Source organism: Crenobacter caeni (genome assembly GCF_010435965.1).
Lineage (GTDB): Bacteria > Pseudomonadota > Gammaproteobacteria > Burkholderiales > Chromobacteriaceae > Craterilacuibacter > Craterilacuibacter caeni.
In genome coordinates this window covers 162,852-178,949 of record NZ_JAAGAA010000009.1, presented here as the reverse complement: position 1 = coordinate 178,949, position 16,098 = coordinate 162,852, and the positions used below count along the sequence as shown (strand labels likewise).

Annotated in this window: 12 protein-coding genes; 4 read left to right on the top strand and 8 right to left on the bottom strand. The window is 65.5% G+C overall.

The annotated features are described in order from the left end of the window. Positions 1-6: 6 nt before the first annotated feature. The 5 genes from gspG to GZH52_RS11170 are packed head-to-tail and all read right to left on the bottom strand — an operon-like array spanning position 7 to position 5,840. Entirely contained in the window at positions 7-435 is a 429-nt protein-coding gene (gene gspG / locus GZH52_RS11190) for a type II secretion system major pseudopilin GspG (RefSeq protein WP_163316542.1), read from the bottom strand. Between the two features lie 33 nt (positions 436-468). Further along, positions 469-1,665 carry a type II secretion system inner membrane protein GspF gene (gspF, locus tag GZH52_RS11185; RefSeq protein ID WP_163316541.1) on the bottom strand — a complete coding sequence of 399 codons (1,197 nt, stop codon included), beginning with the start codon at positions 1,663-1,665 and terminating at the stop codon, positions 469-471. A gap of 8 nt (positions 1,666-1,673) precedes the next feature. Then, positions 1,674-3,122 carry a type II secretion system ATPase GspE gene (gene gspE, locus GZH52_RS11180; RefSeq protein WP_163316540.1) on the bottom strand — a complete coding sequence of 483 codons (1,449 nt, stop codon included), beginning with the start codon at positions 3,120-3,122 and terminating at the stop codon, positions 1,674-1,676. Further along, positions 3,119-5,209 carry a type II secretion system secretin GspD gene (gspD, locus tag GZH52_RS11175; RefSeq protein WP_163316539.1) on the bottom strand — a complete coding sequence of 697 codons (2,091 nt, stop codon included), beginning with the start codon at positions 5,207-5,209 and terminating at the stop codon, positions 3,119-3,121. Before gspD ends, gspE begins: the two co-directional genes overlap by 4 nt. 7 nt (positions 5,210-5,216) lie before the next feature. Then, positions 5,217-5,840 (bottom strand): type II secretion system protein N, encoded by a 624-nt coding sequence (locus GZH52_RS11170; protein ID WP_163316538.1) that lies wholly within the window; start codon positions 5,838-5,840, stop codon positions 5,217-5,219. 285 nt (positions 5,841-6,125) lie between these two features. Between GZH52_RS11170 and GZH52_RS11165 the strand changes: the two genes are divergently transcribed. From GZH52_RS11165 to GZH52_RS11155, 3 genes are all read left to right on the top strand, one after another. After that, complete coding sequence (locus GZH52_RS11165; protein ID WP_163316537.1) at positions 6,126-8,423, top strand: hypothetical protein; 2,298 nt, start codon at positions 6,126-6,128, stop codon at positions 8,421-8,423. Positions 8,424-8,489: 66 nt separating this feature from the next. Beyond that, positions 8,490-9,611, top strand: a complete 1,122-nt coding sequence (locus GZH52_RS11160) for a DUF5723 family protein (RefSeq protein ID WP_163316536.1) — start codon at positions 8,490-8,492, stop codon at positions 9,609-9,611. A 152-nt stretch (positions 9,612-9,763) separates the two neighbouring features. Continuing rightward, positions 9,764-11,755 carry a PhoX family protein gene (locus tag GZH52_RS11155; RefSeq protein WP_163316535.1) on the top strand — a complete coding sequence of 664 codons (1,992 nt, stop codon included), beginning with the start codon at positions 9,764-9,766 and terminating at the stop codon, positions 11,753-11,755. Between the two features lie 63 nt (positions 11,756-11,818). Here GZH52_RS11155 and GZH52_RS11150 read toward each other — a convergent pair whose 3' ends face one another. From GZH52_RS11150 to GZH52_RS11140, 3 genes are all read right to left on the bottom strand, one after another. After that, positions 11,819-13,603 (bottom strand): acyl-CoA dehydrogenase, encoded by a 1,785-nt coding sequence (locus tag GZH52_RS11150; RefSeq protein ID WP_163316534.1) that lies wholly within the window; start codon positions 13,601-13,603, stop codon positions 11,819-11,821. Between the two features lie 150 nt (positions 13,604-13,753). Then, complete coding sequence (locus GZH52_RS11145) at positions 13,754-14,689, bottom strand: electron transfer flavoprotein subunit alpha/FixB family protein (protein ID WP_163316533.1); 936 nt, start codon at positions 14,687-14,689, stop codon at positions 13,754-13,756. A 3-nt stretch (positions 14,690-14,692) separates the two neighbouring features. Then, positions 14,693-15,442, bottom strand: a complete 750-nt coding sequence (locus GZH52_RS11140; RefSeq protein WP_163316532.1) for an electron transfer flavoprotein subunit beta/FixA family protein — start codon at positions 15,440-15,442, stop codon at positions 14,693-14,695. 236 nt (positions 15,443-15,678) lie between these two features. On the opposite strand from GZH52_RS11140, the gene GZH52_RS11135 reads away from it, so the two are divergent. Beyond that, positions 15,679-16,098: a MaoC family dehydratase gene (locus GZH52_RS11135; protein ID WP_163316531.1), complete on the top strand. Its 420-nt coding sequence runs from the start codon at positions 15,679-15,681 to the stop codon at positions 16,096-16,098.

Here is a 16,098-nt window from a genome sequence, read left to right as displayed (position 1 = left end):
CGCCGCTTACTGCTGCCAGTTGCCGACGTCGGCGTCACCGCCCTCGCCGCCCGGCTCGCCGTCGGCGCCCAGGCTCCAGATGTCGATCTCGCCGTGCGTGCCCGGTGCCGCGTACTGGTAGGGGTTGCCCCACGGGTCGACCGGCAGCCGCTCGACGTAGCCGCCGGGCTTCCAGTTCTTCGGCTGCGGGCCCGAGGTCGGCTTGCTGACCAGCGCGGACAGCCCCTGCTCGCTGGTCGGGTAGCGCGCGTTATCCAGCCGATAGAGCTTGAGCGCCTGCGCCAGCGTGTTGATGTCCTGGCGGGCGGCGACCGCGCGCGCCTCGTCCGGCCGCCCCATCAGGCGGGGCACCACCAAGGCGCCCAGGATGCCGAGGATCACAATCACCACCATGATTTCGATCAGGGTGAAACCCTTTTGCTTGCGTTGTGCCATGTTCAAGTCTCCCGATATGGATCTGTTCGGTGCCTAGCGCACCATCTGGTTCATGTCGATGATGGGCAGCATGATCGCCATCACGATCGCCAGCACCACGCCCCCCATCACCAGGATCAGCAGGGGTTCGAGCAAGGCGGTGAAGGCGGCCAGCCGCCGCTCGACCTCGGCCTGCTGCTGGAGCGCCGCGCGCTCGAGCATGGCCGGCAGCTTACCGCTTTGCTCGCCGCTGGCGATCAGCTGGATCAGCACCGGCGGGAACTGGCGGCCGGTGGCGAGCGAGCGCGACAGCGGCACCCCCTCGCGCACCTTGGCGGCGGCCGCCTCCAGCGCCTCGCGCATCGGCAGCAGGGTCACCAGTCCGCCGGCCGTCTCCAGCGCCGAGAGAAGCGGCACGCCGCTGCCGGCAAGGATGGCCAGCGTGCTCGCCATGCGCGCGGTGTTGACCGCGCGCATCAGCCGGCCGATCACCGGCAGGGCAAGCAGGCGCACGTGCACCGCGCGGCGGAACGCCGTGCCACGCATCGCCTGGCGCCAGGCAAACCCGGCCGCCACCAGCGCCAGTGCGACCAGCCAGCCCCAGTGCCGGGTGAAGTCGCTGGCAGCGATCAGCAGGCGGGTGATCAGCGGCAGCGTCTGCTTGGTCTGCGCGAACACGCCGACCACCTGCGGCACCACGTAGCTCATCAACCCCGCGACCACCAGCACGGCGACCACCGTCACCACCGCCGGGTAGGCCAGCGCCAGCGTCACCTTCTGCGTCAGCGCGTGCCGGCGCTCCAGATACTCGGCGAGCCTCGCCATCACCTCGGCCAGGTGCCCGCTCTGCTCGCCGGCGCGCACCAGGCTCAGATAAAGCGGGAAGAACACCTGCGGCTGCGCGCCCATCGCCTGCGCGAGGCTCTTGCCCTCGACGATGTCGGCGCGCAAGGCGCCGACCAGAAGCCGGGTCTCGCCTCGCTCGCTCTGCTCGGCAACCGCCTGCAGCGCGCGCTCGAGCGGCAGCCCCGCCGCGAGCAGGGTGGAGAGCTGCTGGGTCAGCAGCAGCAGTTCGGCAGATGGCAGGCGGCGGCCCGCGCCGCCGCCCCTGGCCGACACCTCATCAAGAGATACCAGCGTAAGCCCGCGTTCGCGCAGCAGCGCACGCGCCGCGCGTGCGTTGTCCGCGTCGAAGCTGCCTTTTTGTTCGCGCCCGGCGGCGTCGAGCGCGAGGTAACGGTAAAGAGCCATCGCGTCCCCTAGTCGCGGGTCACCCGCAACACCTCCTCGAGCGAGGTCTCGCCCGCGCGCACCCAGCGCAACGCGTCCTCGCGCAGGGAGCGCATGCCGTGCGCCTGCGCGTGCGCGCGCAGCGCCTGCTCGCTCGCCCCCTCGTGGATCATCTTCTGCAGGGTCTCGTCGACCAGCATCAATTCGTAAATGCCGAGCCGGCCGCGGTAGCCGCTCTTCGCGCACGCCGCGCAGCCGACCGGCCGGTAGTGGACGACGCCGGGCTCGCCTTCGAGCGGCACCGGGTGCGGCACCTTGCACGCCGGACACAACCTGCGCACCAGGCGCTGTGCCATCACCCCCAGCAGGCTGGACGCGAGCAGGAAGGGCTCGGTGCCCATGTCGGCCAGGCGGGTCACCGCGCTGGGCGCGTCGTTGGTGTGCAGGGTCGCCAACACCAGGTGGCCGGTCAGCGACGCCTGCACCGCGATCTGCGCGGTCTCCAGGTCGCGGATCTCGCCTATCATCACCACGTCCGGGTCCTGGCGCAGGATCGCGCGCAGCGCCTTGGCGAAGCTCATGTCGATCTTCGGGTTGACCTGGGTCTGGCCGACGCCCTCGAGCTGGTACTCGACTGGGTCCTCGACCGTCATGATGTTGCCGTGGCGGGCATCCAGCCGGGACAGCGCCGCGTAGAGGGTGGTGGTCTTGCCCGAGCCGGTGGGGCCGGTCACCAGCACGATGCCGTGCGGCTGGTGGATCAGCCGGTCGACCTCGGCGAGGGTGTCGTCGGCCATGCCCAGCGTCGTGAGGTCGAGCCGGGTCGCCTCCTTGTCCAGAAGACGCATCACCACCCGCTCGCCGAAGCTGGTCGGCAGCGTCGACACCCGCACGTCGACCGGCCGCCCGCCGATACGCAGCGAGATGCGGCCGTCCTGCGGCACCCGCTTCTCGGCGATGTCGAGCTCGGCCATGATCTTGATGCGCGACACCAGCGCCGCGTGCAGCGCGCGGTGCGGCGTCGCCACGTCCCTGAGCGAGCCGTCCAGCCGGAAACGCACCAGCGAGCGGTCCTCGAACGCCTCGATATGCACGTCGGACGCCTGCTCGCGCAGGGCCTGGGTCAGGATCGCGTTGATCATGCGGATGATCGGCGCGTCGTCTTCCGACTCGAGCAGATCCTCCACCGCCGGCAGCGAGTCCATCATCTGGCTGATGTCGATATCCTGGCCGATGTCGTCGACCTCGACGCTGCGCCCGTCGGCGAACAGCGTGGAAAGCAGCTTGTCGAACGCGGCGTCTTCCAGCGTGTCGACGCGGCTGGGGGCGCCGCCGACGCGCATTGCCTCGGCCCACGCTTGTGGCGTCGCCTGCGCCGTCGCGAGCAGTACCCGCGCGCCGTCCTCCTCGACTAGCAGCACGCGGGACGCGCGCGCGAAGGCGTAAGGCAGCAGCGGACGGGTAGCGGGCGCGCTCACGGCTGCTGCTCCAGCGCGAACTTCCTGAGTACACGCTGGCGTTCGAGCTCGTCCTTCAGGCTGCCCGCGGGCACCGACTGCATCGCGGCGGCCGGGTCGAGGCTCAGTTTCTCGCGCTGCGCGCGCATGCTCTCGCCGACCAGGTAGTCGTAGCGGCTGTTCGACAGGGTCTGCACGCCCTCGTCGTCGCGCATGATGGTCGGCTTCAGGAACACCATCAGGTTGTTCTTCTTGCGCGTCTCGTTCTTGTACTTGAACAGGTTGCCGAGAATGGGGATGTCGCCCAACAGCGGCACCTGGCTGTTGCCGTCGGAAACGGTTTCCTGGATCAGCCCGCCCAGCGCGACGATGTTGCCGTCGCGCACCGACACCATGGTCTCGATCGAGCGGGTGTTGGTGATCAGGCCGTCCGGGTTCTTCAGCGAAGTCGGCTCGACCGCCGAAGCCTCCTGGAAGATCTTCATGCGGATCATGCCGCCCTCGGACACCTGCGGCGTCAGTTGCAGCTTGATGCCCACATCCTTGCGCTCGAAGGTCTGAAACGGGTTGGCCGCGCCGTTGCTACCGCCGGTATTCGCATACTGGCCGGTCAGGAAGGGCACGTTCTGGCCGATCATGATGGTTGCCTGCTCGTTGTCCATCGTCATCAGCGTCGGGCTGGACAGCACGTTGCCCTTGGCCTGCGTCTCCAGCGCGCGCGCGAGCACGCCGATATTGAGGATCTCGCCTATGCCCGGGATATTGACCGTGCCGTCGATCAGGCCGATGTTGAGGCCGCCCGCGTTGGCCAGCTGGTTCAGATAGCTGGCCTGGCCGGCCTCGCCCAGCGATGGCGACAGCGAGGTGCCCAAGAGGCCCGGTCCCGGGTTCGGGAAGTTGGTGCCGACAAAGCCGTTCTTGCCCGCCGCCTGCCACTGCACACCCAGCTCGACCGTGCGGTCGGCCGACACCTCGACGATCAGCGCCTCGACGAATACCTGCGCGCGCCGCTTGTCGAGCAGATCGATCACCCCCCTCAGGTTCTGGTACATCGCGTCCGGCACGTTGAGGATCAGCGCGTTGTTGGCCGGGTCGGCCTGCACCATCGCGCCGGTCCCGCTGACACTGTCGTCCTGCGTCACCTGCTTGGCGCTGCCCGCCCCCCCGGCCGGCGCGAGGCTGCCGCCGCTACTACCGCCGCCCGTTGCCAGGCTGCTCGCCAGCTGGCTGGTTCCACCGCTGCCGGCGGATAGCCCCCCCCCCTCGCCGGTAAGCAAGGTACGCAGCACCTTGGCCACCTGCACCGCCTCGGCGTTCTTCAGGTAGACCACCCGCACGTTGCCGCCGGCTTGGCTTGGCTTGTCGAGCATCCTGAGCAGCCCCTTGACCTTGCCCATCGCGCCCGGCGTGTCGGCGCGCGCGAGGATCACGTTGGCGCGCGCGTCCGGGATCAGCGTGACCTTGCCGGCGCCCTCTCCCTGCGCCTGCAACAACTTGCCCAGCAGGCCGGAGAGCTCGATCGCCGAGCCGAAAGCCACCGGCAGCACGGCGACGTCGCCACTGGCCGCACTCTCGATCGACTCGATGATTGACTCGATGCGGCGGATATTGTCCGCATAGTCGGTCACTACCACCGCGTTGCCCTGCGGCATCGAACTGACCGTATTGTTCGGAGAGATGAGCGGACGCAACACCGGCACCAGCTGGTTGGCGTTGGCGTTTTTCAGGGTAAACACCTTGGTGATCAGCCGGTCGACGTCGGTACGCCTGGGGCTGCCGGTTTTCGCGTGCAGCTTGGCGTCAGCCTCCGGCACGATCTTGACCACGCCGCCCGCCCCCTCGACCGCGGCGAAACCCTGCATGCGCAGGCTGGAGAGCAGGATCTGGTAGGAGAGTTCGCGCGGCACCGGCTTGGCCGACACGATATTGACCGTACCCTTGACGCGCGGGTCGACCACGAAGGTCTTGCCGGTGATCTCGCCGATCGCCTGCACGACGACAGGGATATCCGCGTTCACGAAATTGAGCATCACCGGGTCGGCGGGCGCGGCGTGGGCCGACACATGGAAGGCCAGTACAAGGGCGGCGGCAAGCTTGGCAAATCGCATGAATGGTTCAATCCGGGTTGTGCGGGACGGCGGGGGGGGCCGGCTGCGGTGAAGATGGAACAGGCTCGGACGTGGGCGTGCCAGCGTCCGGCACAGAAGGCGCAGGCATCACCGGCGGCACCGTCTGCGGGGGGACGGCGGGTACCGCAGCCGCAGCCGCGGCGGCCCCGCCGGCGGGACCAGCGAGCACCAGCTCGCGCTCTGCAGCTCCCTCGCGCAGCACCACCGCGCGCGGCAACACCCTCAACAGCGTTGCGCCGGCCATCTGCTGGCCGACCCGCCACGGCTTGACCTGCCCGCCCTCGTCGACCAGCGCGAAATCGGTGCGCGCGTTGCCCGACGAATAGACACCGACCAGCCGCAGCGCGCCGGTCGGCGCGCCATTCACCGGCACCGCAGGCACCTCGCCGAACCAGTGCAGGGCAGCCACTCGTCCAGAGTCCGCCGCCGGCACGGGTTGCGAAAGCGGCAACGCCCGCACGACCGGCGGCGCGAGCAGCACGGACAGGCTGCCGCCCAGCCAGAATGCACAGGCAAGCGCGACCAGCCAAGGCAGCGCAGGCGCTAGGCGGGCAAGTGGCGGGGTTCGCCAGCGGGCAAATTCGGGCAGGCGCGGCATCAAGTGGCCCATGCACCGCGCCGGTGGCAAGCTAAATACAAGCGACTCAAGGCGCACAATCCCAAAGGCATGACTACCCGCATCTTATCAGCACGCCGCGCCACCGCAAACTTCGACGCCAACGCGCGCGCGCGCCTTGCACACCGTCCCCAGAGGGCGATTCTCGCCACTTGTGCGGTGCACGTACCACAGTACTCGGCGACAAACCTTTCCCATTACACCAAATGCTTGCGTCATTTTCATACATGCAAGGACAATTATTAAGCACATTGCGATCATGGTCTTGGAGAGTTTGATATGGCACAGTTGAAGGCAATTTCCCTGGCGGTCACGACCGCGCTGGCGCTGGCGGCATGCGGTGGGGGAGGTGGGAGCGGCAGTAGTAGCACGGCAAGCGGTAACGGGGGAACTGTAGCCACACAAAGCGTGGCAGTTACTCCGTCGCTAGGCCAGATTGCAACCGGCACCCCGGCCAAGCTGAAGAACAAGGCCGGACTGACCGTAGCCGAAACGACGGTTGGCACCGACGGCAAGATCAAGTTTGACTTCGACCCGAACAAACTGACCGACAAGGTATTCGTAGTCGAGGTTGGCGGCGGCGCACCGTTCAAGTACTACGACGAGGCAACCGGCAAGGAGGAAACCTTCACCGGTACGCTGAACTCGGTCGGCGCCTACACAGGACAGAAAGACTTTGCGGTCACCCCGCTGACCCACCTCGCCTACAAGCGGGTGGAGGCCTCGCTCGCCAGCCTCAAGGCAGAAGACGCACAGGCAAGCAACAAGCTGGTTGCCAAGATGTTCCTAGGAGACGCCGACTTCGATCTGCACACCCCGCCTGCGCTGGTTTCATCGGTCAACAAGGATCTGGGCTCCGCCACCGGCAACGCTGCCAAATACGCATCGGTGCTGGCTCTGTTTGCCGCCGCCTCCGAAAAAGAAGGCGTTCCCCTGGAGCAGGCACTCAAAGCAACCGCCCAAGTCTTCGTCGCTTCGGCCGGTAACGCAATTAACCTGACCACGGCAAATGTTGCAGGCGTTCTGCTGCCTAGCGAGCTGATACAAGCCGCCAGCCAGTTGGATGGTAGTCTAAAAGATCAAGCTGAAAAAGCGACTGCAGCCGTGAACGTCGATGATGTGATCGATTCGGACGAGCTCTCCATCATCAAGGACAAGGTCCAACAAGAAAGCAGCGGCGGCCTCTCCGACATCCAGCAGGCCAAGCTGATGCTCAACGACCTGCGCAGCAACCTGACCGAAGTCGACCGCGCCCTGCAAGTACAACTGCAGGATCGACTGGCGTCCACCTTGTTGCCGGACGGCATTGAAATCACCCAGTACAGCCACAGGGCTGTTTCCGCACTGGCCGCCGGGGTCAATATGGCCTACCAGCGCCCGGGCTACGAAGGTACGCAATACACTACTCCAACTACTACCTATAAATACGTAAGGACCAGTGACGGTGGCATCTGTCTCGACCGTCCAATTGAGTCTTTTATTCCGAGCAATATTACCGGGCACATTTACCTTCCAATGACGGCAGTCTATTGCACTGATGGATCTGCATTCGACTGGAAAACCTGGTCTACGGTTACACGCTATCTGGCAATCGCCAAAGCTGGTAACAGTGGCTTTAGCTGGAAAGTAGTGACAGTATCCACACCGTATCTTGGCAACGGCCAACAAGGTACGCCCGTCGTATCTACCCCCGCAACCGGCAACGGCACGATCACCTACGGTGATCAATACGCGACGGCCGCCCGCATCGAAGGCGATCTGGGCCGTTTGAACAGCTATCTGCCCAATGCGAAGACCGTGCTGAGCTATCAAATTGGCAGCGACCAAAAGTCGCTGACATTCGCCGGTTCGATCAGCACCAATTACCAGTTCGACACTAACAACACGACCGACCCGCGCTTGCTGGCGCTTAATGGAAAAGCGATCAACCTGGCCATTTCGGAAGCCAGCCTGAAGCTTGATTCGGTGCCTGCGCTCGATAATAGCGAAACCTTCGCCCCCACCGAGGTGAAGCTCAAGGCCAGCCTCGACCTGGCCGGCGTCAAGTTCAGCGGTGACCTGCTGATCGACGAGCGCAAGGCCGACAAGCAAAAGGGCTACGACCTCAGCCACGCCAGGTTTATCGGCGACTTCGTCGTTGACGGCAACAAGGTGTTCTCGGGCACGCTGGAAGGCCGCGTCGACCAGAGTCAGTACGACCCGGGCGTCGTCACCAGCGCAGAAAACTACGAGAAGCGCAGCGTCTCGTTCGACGGCCTGCTATACAACGCAACTCGGCCGCTCAAGCTGTCGCTGACCGCGCAGGACACTGGCTACCTGAGCCAGGCCTTCACGCTGGGCTACAGCTACACCAGCGCAGCAGGCAAGACGCTGTTGATCGCGGGCAGCGGCACGCGCGACACCAATGGTGCCGTTGGCCTGACGCTGACGAGTCCGGCGGGCATCCGCTTCGAACTGGCTCAGGCGCTGGGCGATGCTCGTATCGGAGTGATAAGGAACAGCTCGGGCACCGTAATCGGCACCATCTACAAGAGCAAGGTCGTCTTCTCCGACGGCTCGTCCGTCTCACTGCTGTAAGGCAATCCAAGCACCTGCCGGCCCTGAGCCGGCAGGTTTTTTTATGCCTGGCCGTATAACACCAAGATGAAAAAAATACTCCTACCTATCCTGCTCCCCCTGCCCGCGCTGGCGTCCCCGCTCGCGCTGGTCAACCCAGCCGCCGTCCCGCAGGCACTGACCCTCTCCAGCAGCGTGGCCGCCTATGCCGCCAACGACGCGCTGCCGCTCAAACAACTGGACGGTGACTGGACCACGCTACCGAATACCCGTAACGGCGTCGCCAAGGCAGTCGGCACCGCGCGCGCCGAACTTGCCCTCGCCCACCACGGCTGGCAAGTCTCTACCTTCTACCGTGCCGAAGCGTGGGCCAGCGCCAGCAAGGACGCGCTGGATCTGGTGTACCAGGACAAGAACAACCTCAAGCCCACCCCGGGGCGGCGCTACGACGCCGACTACCTGCTGGACAGCTTCAGCGCGCGTGGCATCGGGCTTGCCCACAGCTTCGAGCTACCTGCCAGTGGCGCGTGGCGCTGGCAGGCCGGCGTCGGCGCCAGCCTGCTGGATGGGCTGGCCATGCGCGAAGACAACGTCGCCGGCAGTGCACTTGCCCTGACCGAGCAGCAGTACCAGTTGCAAGCCATGCGCACCCTGCGTTACACCGGGCTGGATACTGACAGCGGCTTCAACCCCTTCCTGGGCGACGCCTCGCCATCCGCCCGCGGCTACGCGCTCGATCTGGCGCTGGCCTGGCAATGGCAAGACGCCTGGCAAGGTCGCCTGTTGATCAACGATGCACTGGGAGAACTGCGCTGGCGCGACCTGCCGACCAGCACACTGCAAGCGAACAGCGATGTTGCGCTAGACACCAACGGCAACCGTGAACCGCTGGCCAGCGGACAAGATAGCCGCGCCAACTACACGCAAAAACTGCACAGCAAGATCGAATTGGCTGCCAGCTACCGGCAGCAAGCGTGGGAGGCCGAAGCGTCACTAACCCGTTACCGCGACGTCACCCTGCCGCAACTGCGGGTCAGCTATCACGGCTTCACCGACTGGCAGTTCGGACTCGCTTACGAGAGCCGCTTCAAAACCGCCTGCGCAGAAATCCGCCACCGTTACTTCCGGCTTGGCGTGCAAAGTGACGGCCGTTCGCCGTCGAACAGTCGAGCGATGGGCCTCAAAGCGGGAGTGTACTTGCCTTTGTAAGTCCACAGTTGGCAGAGGCACTCACGGCCAGAGCGCACTCTGCCGAGCCCGTCAAAAAACTGCAACCAAATGGTCACCCGCCGTTCATCGGGTCGTCACGGCATGACATGAGAATCCACAGGTCATCCCCCGACCTCACGGAGTCTCCCCCGATGCAACCGTCCTCTCCCGACCGCCGCCGCCTGCTGCAACTGCTCGCCAGCGGCCCCCTGCTTCCCCTGTCCGTCGGCGCCGGCAGCAGCGCGCTGCTTGCCGGCTGCCTGGGCGGTGGCGGTGGCAGCAGCAATGCCACGCAGCCAACATCACCTGCGGCACCCAGCCTGAGCCGAGTCAGCTTCTCATCCATGCCCGCTCCGACGCTGGCCGAGCCCGCTAAGATGGCGAGCCCCCACGTCGCCAGCGCGATGACCGTCCAGTTTAGCGACGGCAGCCAGCTGGTCCACCAACTCGCCTACCAGCCCTTCTTCGTCACCGGCGACCAGATCCCGGACGGTCAGGGCGGCCAACTGCTCGCCGGTGGTTACTACGACATCAACAACCAGCCCATCCTCGACAATACGGTCACGGGACAAACCCGTCAGTTCTTTTCCGATTCACCTGACGGCACCTCGCTGTTGGCTGTACCCGGTGCCAGGGTCCCGGGCGTGAAAGGCACGCCGGTGTTCGCGGTGGTGCAGTTCGAGTACACCACATGGGCGCAGGACGGCAAGACCGACATGTACGGCAAGCTGCCCTCGCCGATCGCCGTGCTGACGCTGGACCAGGATCCGAAGACCGGCAAGCTCACGCTGATGAAGTACCACAACGTCGACACCCGCGCCGTGCAGGGACTGTGGATCACCTGTGGCGCCAGCCTGTCTCCGTGGGGCACCCATTTGTCGAGCGAGGAGTACGAACCGGACGCGTTCGGCGCAGCTTCCAGCAGCCAGTTCAAGGCGTTCTCCAAGAACCTGTACGGCGACGAAACCCGGGCCAAGCCCTACCACTACGGCCACCTGCCGGAGGTGACGGTCAACCCGGACGGCACTGGCAGCATCAAGAAGCACTATTGCATGGGGCGCATCTCGCACGAGCTGGTACAAGTGATGCCGGATCAACGCACCGCGCTGATGGGCGACGATGCGACCAACGGCGGCCTGTTCTGCTTTGTCGCCGACAAGGAAAAAGACCTGTCCGCCGGTACCCTTTATGTCGCGAAGATCGAAGGCACCGGCCTGAGCACGCTGGACCCGCAGGCGCCGGCCTTCAAGCTCGCCTGGATCCGTCTGGGCCGAGCGAACAGTGCCGAGATCAAGACGCTGGCCGACACCCTGCAGGCAACCGACATCTTCGAGCGCGCCACTACCGACCCGAGCGACACCACCTTCCGCAAGGTATTCGTCGGCGGCAAGGCCGAGTGGCTGAAGCTGAAGCCGGGCATGGAAAAGGCTGCGGCCTTCCTGGAGACCCACCGCTACGCGGCCTACGTCTGCGGCAGCCTGGGCTTCACCAAGATGGAAGGCACCACCGTCAATGTCCGGGACAAGCTGGCGTATTCGGCGCTGCAGAATTGCCAAGATTCGATGGTGGTCGGCAGCAGCAAGGGCTACCAGGCGGGCATCGGCATCAACCTGCCGGCCCAACTCAAGGCGGGCGCGATCCTGCAACACCAGCTCTCCGGCAACCTCAGGGATAGCGACGGTGCATCCATCAACAGCGAATGGATGCCTTCGAACAGCAAGGTGCTGCTCTGCGGAGAAGACTTGTCGGCAGCCGACGCGCTGGGCAACACCGCCAACCCCGACAAGGTCGCCAACCCGGACAACCTCAAGTTCTCCGAGAAAATGCGTACGCTATTTATCGGTGAGGACAGCGGCCAGCATGTGAACAACTTCCTGTGGGCGTACGACGTCGACAACAAGACGCTCGCGCGCATCCTTTCGGTACCGGCGGGGGGCGAATCGACCGGGCTGCACGCAGTCGACGAGCTGAACGGCTGGACCTATATCATGAGCAATTTCCAGCACGCCGGCGATTGGGGATCCATCCACAACACGGTGAAGGGCACGCTCGACCCATTGATCAACCAGAACTACAAAAACAAGTTCGGTGCAGCAGTCGGCTACCTGACCACAGCCGATACCCAACTGCGTTTGGCCAGATAAGGGCGCCTGCCAGCAAAAACGCCACGGCAAGCCGTGGCGTTTTTCATTGTGCCCGCACAACGCTCAGAACAGGTGTTCCGGCATCTCCAGCACGCTGCCGGCGCCGTCCACCACGGCGGTGGCAAGACCGGACACTTGCGGCAGGTAGTGCTCGCCGTAGAAGCGGCAGGTTGCGAGCTTGGCGGTGTAGAAGTCGGTGTCGGCACCGTCTTCACCCTGCTTTTCCTTGGCGATCAGCGCGGCGCGGCCCATCTGCCAGCCGCCGAGCACGATGCCCATCAGCTTGAGGAAGGGCACCGAACCGGCGGCCGCCAGTTGCGGCTGCTCCTTGAAGGTTTCTAGGATGAAGTCGACACAGCGGCCGGCGTCGGCCACGGCAGCTTCCAGGTTGGCCGCGAACGAGGCGAAGCCGGCGGCGGCGAGCTTGCCGGCGGTCAATTTGGCCTCTTCCAAGAGAGCGCGCGCGGTGGCACCGCCCTCGGAGAAGGTCTTGCGGCCGATCAAATCGAGGCCGTGGATGCCGGTGGTGCCTTCGTAGATCGCAGTGATGCGCGCGTCGCGGTAGTACTGGGCGACGCCGGTCTCCTCGATGAAGCCCATGCCGCCGTGCACCTGCACCGCGAGGCTGGTCAGGATGTTGGCTTCTTCGGTGTTCCAGCCCTTGACGATCGGGATCAGGAAGTTGACCAGCGCCTGGTTGCTGGCGGCTTCCGACGCCACCGGGTGGCGGCTCGCACGGTCGAGCGCGGCGGCGGCGACACAGGCGAGCGCGCGCTGCGCCTCGACGCCGGCGCGGATGGTCATCAGCATGCGGCGCACGTCCGGGTGCTGGATGATGGCGACGCCGGATGCGTCAGGCGAGCCGACGGCGCGGCTTTGCACGCGGTCGCGCGCGTACTCGACCGCCTTCTGGTAGGCGCGCTCGGACACGGCCATGCCCTCGACGCCGACGCCCAAACGCGCGTGGTTCATCATGGTGAACATGTAGGCGAGACCCTTGTTGGCTTCGCCGACCAGATAACCGATGGCGCCGCCTTCGTCGCCGAAGCTCATCACCGCGGTCGGGCTGCCGTGGATGCCCAGCTTGTGCTCGAGCGACACGCAGCGCACGTCGTTGCGCGCGCCGAGGCTGCCGTCTTCGTTCACCAGGAACTTCGGCACGATGAACAGCGAGATCCCCTTCACGCCGGCCGGCGCGTCCGGCAGGCGCGCCAGCACCAGGTGGACGATGTTGTCCGCCATGTCGTGCTCGCCCCAGGTGATGAAGATCTTCTGGCCGCTGACCTTGTAGCTGCCGTCGCCGACCGGCACCGCCTTCGAGCGCACCTGCGCGAGGTCGGAGCCCGCCTGCGGCTCGGTCAGGTTCATGGTGCCGGTCCACTCGCCGCTCGACATCTTGGGCAGGTAGACGGCCTTCAGTTCTTCACTGGCGTGGTGGTTGATCGCCTCGACCGCGCCCAGCGTCAACAGCGGCGCCAGCGAGAACGAGAGGTTGGCCGAGCACCACATCTCTTCGGCGGCGAGCGCGACCAGCGCCGGCATGCCCTGCCCGCCGAAATCGGCCGGCGCGCGCAGGCCGGGCCAGCCGGCTTCGACGTACTGCAGCCACGCGTCCTTGAAACCCGGCGCCGAGCTCACGCTGAAATCGCTGTGCCACTTGGCGCCTTGGTCGCCCTGCTTGTTGATCGGCGCGAGCACGCCTTCGGCGAACTTGGCGGCTTCCTCTAGGATGGCGTCGACCAGGTCGACCGAGCAGTCCTCGTAACCCGGCAGCGAGCAGATCGCCGGCAGTTCAGCCAGTTCGTTCAGCGCGAAACGGATTTCCTTGACCGGAGCGTTGTAGATCATGATTTCTCCTTGCAGTCTCGATATGTACAAAAACCGGCCGCGTCCTCGCCCGGCGCCGCATGCGCGGCGCTGTCTCCCGGGCGAACCGTCGGCCGGTTCGTTCTTGTTTGCGGGCCGGCGTCTGTGGCCGGCCTCGTTTTGTGGTGACGCTTACTTCGACAGTTCGGCGATCAGTTCCGGCACGACGGTGAACAGGTCACCGACGATGCCGTAGTCGGCCACCTGGAAGATCGGCGCTTCTTCGTCCTTGTTGATCGCGACGATCACCTTGGAGTCCTTCATACCCGCCAGGTGCTGGATCGCGCCGGAGATGCCGACCGCGACGTAGAGCTGCGGCGCGACGACCTTGCCGGTCTGGCCGACCTGATAGTCGTTCGGCGCGTAGCCGGCGTCGACCGCCGCGCGCGACGCGCCGACGGCGGCGCCGAGCTTGTCGGCCAGAGGCTCGATCACGGACTTGAACTGCGCGTCAGAACCCAGCGCACGGCCACCGGAGACGACGATCTTGGCCGCGCCCAGTTCCGGACGGTCGGACTTGGTCAGCTCGGCGCCGACAAAGGCCGACACGCCGGCGTCCGCGCCCGCGGCGATGTTTTCCAGCGCGGCCGAACCGCCATTAGCCGCCGCTTCGAACGCGGTGGTACGCACGGTGATCACCTTGATCGGGTCGGCCGACTGAACGGTGGCCAGCACGTTGCCCGCGTAGATCGGGCGCACGAAGGTGTCGGCCGACTCGATGGCGGAGATCTCGGAGATCTGCGCGACGTCGAGCAAGGCGGCGACGCGCGGCAGCAGGTTCTTGCCGAACGAGGACGCCGGCGCGAGCACGTGGCTGTAACCCTTGGCGAGGTCAACCGCCAGCGGGGCGACGTTCTCGGCGAGGCCGTGCGCGTATTGCGGCGCGTCGGCGATGAGCACCTTGGCGACGCCGGCGACGGCGCGGGCGGCCTCGGCGGCGGCGGCGCAGCCGCTGCCGGCGACCAGCACATGGATGTCGCCGCCGAGCTTGGCCGCGGCGGTCACGGTGTTCAGGGTGCCTGTCTTCAGGCTCTGGTTGTCGTGTTCAGCGATAACGAGGATGGCCATGGCTTACAGCACCTTTGCTTCCGTTTTGAGTTTGGCGACGAGTTCGGCGGCGTTGGCGACCTTGATGCCGGCGCTGCGCTTGGCCGGCTCGGCGACTTTCAGCGTGGTCAGGCGCGGGGTGACGTCGACGCCCAGGTCAGCCGGCGTGGTCTTGTCCAGCGGCTTCTTCTTGGCGGCCATGATGTTCGGCAGCTTGACGTAGCGCGGCTCGTTCAGGCGCAGGTCGGTGGTGACCACCGCCGGCAGCGCGAGCTTGACGGTCTCGAGGCCGCCGTCGATTTCGCGGGTGACATTCACGGTCTCGGCGGCGAGGTCGACCTTGGACGCGAAGGTGCCCTGACTCCAGCCCAGCAAGGCGGCTGCCATCTGGCCGGTCTGGTTGGCGTCGTCGTCGATCGCCTGCTTGCCGAGGATCATCAGCTGCGGCGCTTCCTTGGCGGCGATTTCCTTGAGCAGCTTGGCGACGGCCAGGGGCTGCAGCTCGGCTTCGGTCTCGACCAGGATGGCGCGGTCGGCGCCCATCGCCAGCGCGGTGCGCAGGGTCTCTTCGCACTGCTTGACGCCCATCGACACCACCACGATCTCGCTCGCCTTGCCGGCTTCCTTCAGGCGGACCGCCTCTTCCACAGCGATCTCGTCGAACGGGTTCATCGACATCTTGGCGTTGGCGATGTCGACACCGGTACCGTCGGCCTTGGCCCGGACCTTCACGTTGTAATCCACAACGCGTTTCACAGCGACTAGAACTTTCATATTCCTCCAGCTCTAAAGAGCCCGAAACAGATTGATCAAACCCTGGTGAAGAGGCATGTTGCCGCCTGCGCAGGGGCGGGCCGGCGTCGACGATCGTTCAAACGATCGTTTGACCGATTATGACGTCGCAAAAATGCAAATGTCCAGACCCGCGTGCACGGACGCTCCCCTGACACACGTCAGCTGCGTGTACAATGCACCGCAACATTTCAACTGCATAATACGGGAGCAAGCGCATGACCGTCTACTTTGAAGACATCAAGATCGGCGACTCTGCCGAGTACGCCAAGACCATCACCGAAGCCGACATCCTGATGTTCGCGGCCGTCTCCGGCGACGATAACCCCGTGCACATCAATCAGGAATACGCTGAACAGACGATGTTCGGCGGCCGCATCGCGCACGGCATGCTCAGCGCCAGCCTGATCTCCTGCGTGCTCGGCACCCGCTTGCCGGGCCCCGGCACCATTTACCTGTCGCAGTCGACCCGCTTCAAGGCGCCGGTCAAGATCGGCGAGACGGTGACCGCGCGCGCGACCGTCACCGAGCTCGACCCGGCCAAGCGCCGCGTCAAGCTGCTCACCGAATGCTTCGTCAGCGGCAAGCTGATCCTCGAGGGCGAGTCGCTGGTGATCGCACCGGCCAAGCCCGAGTAA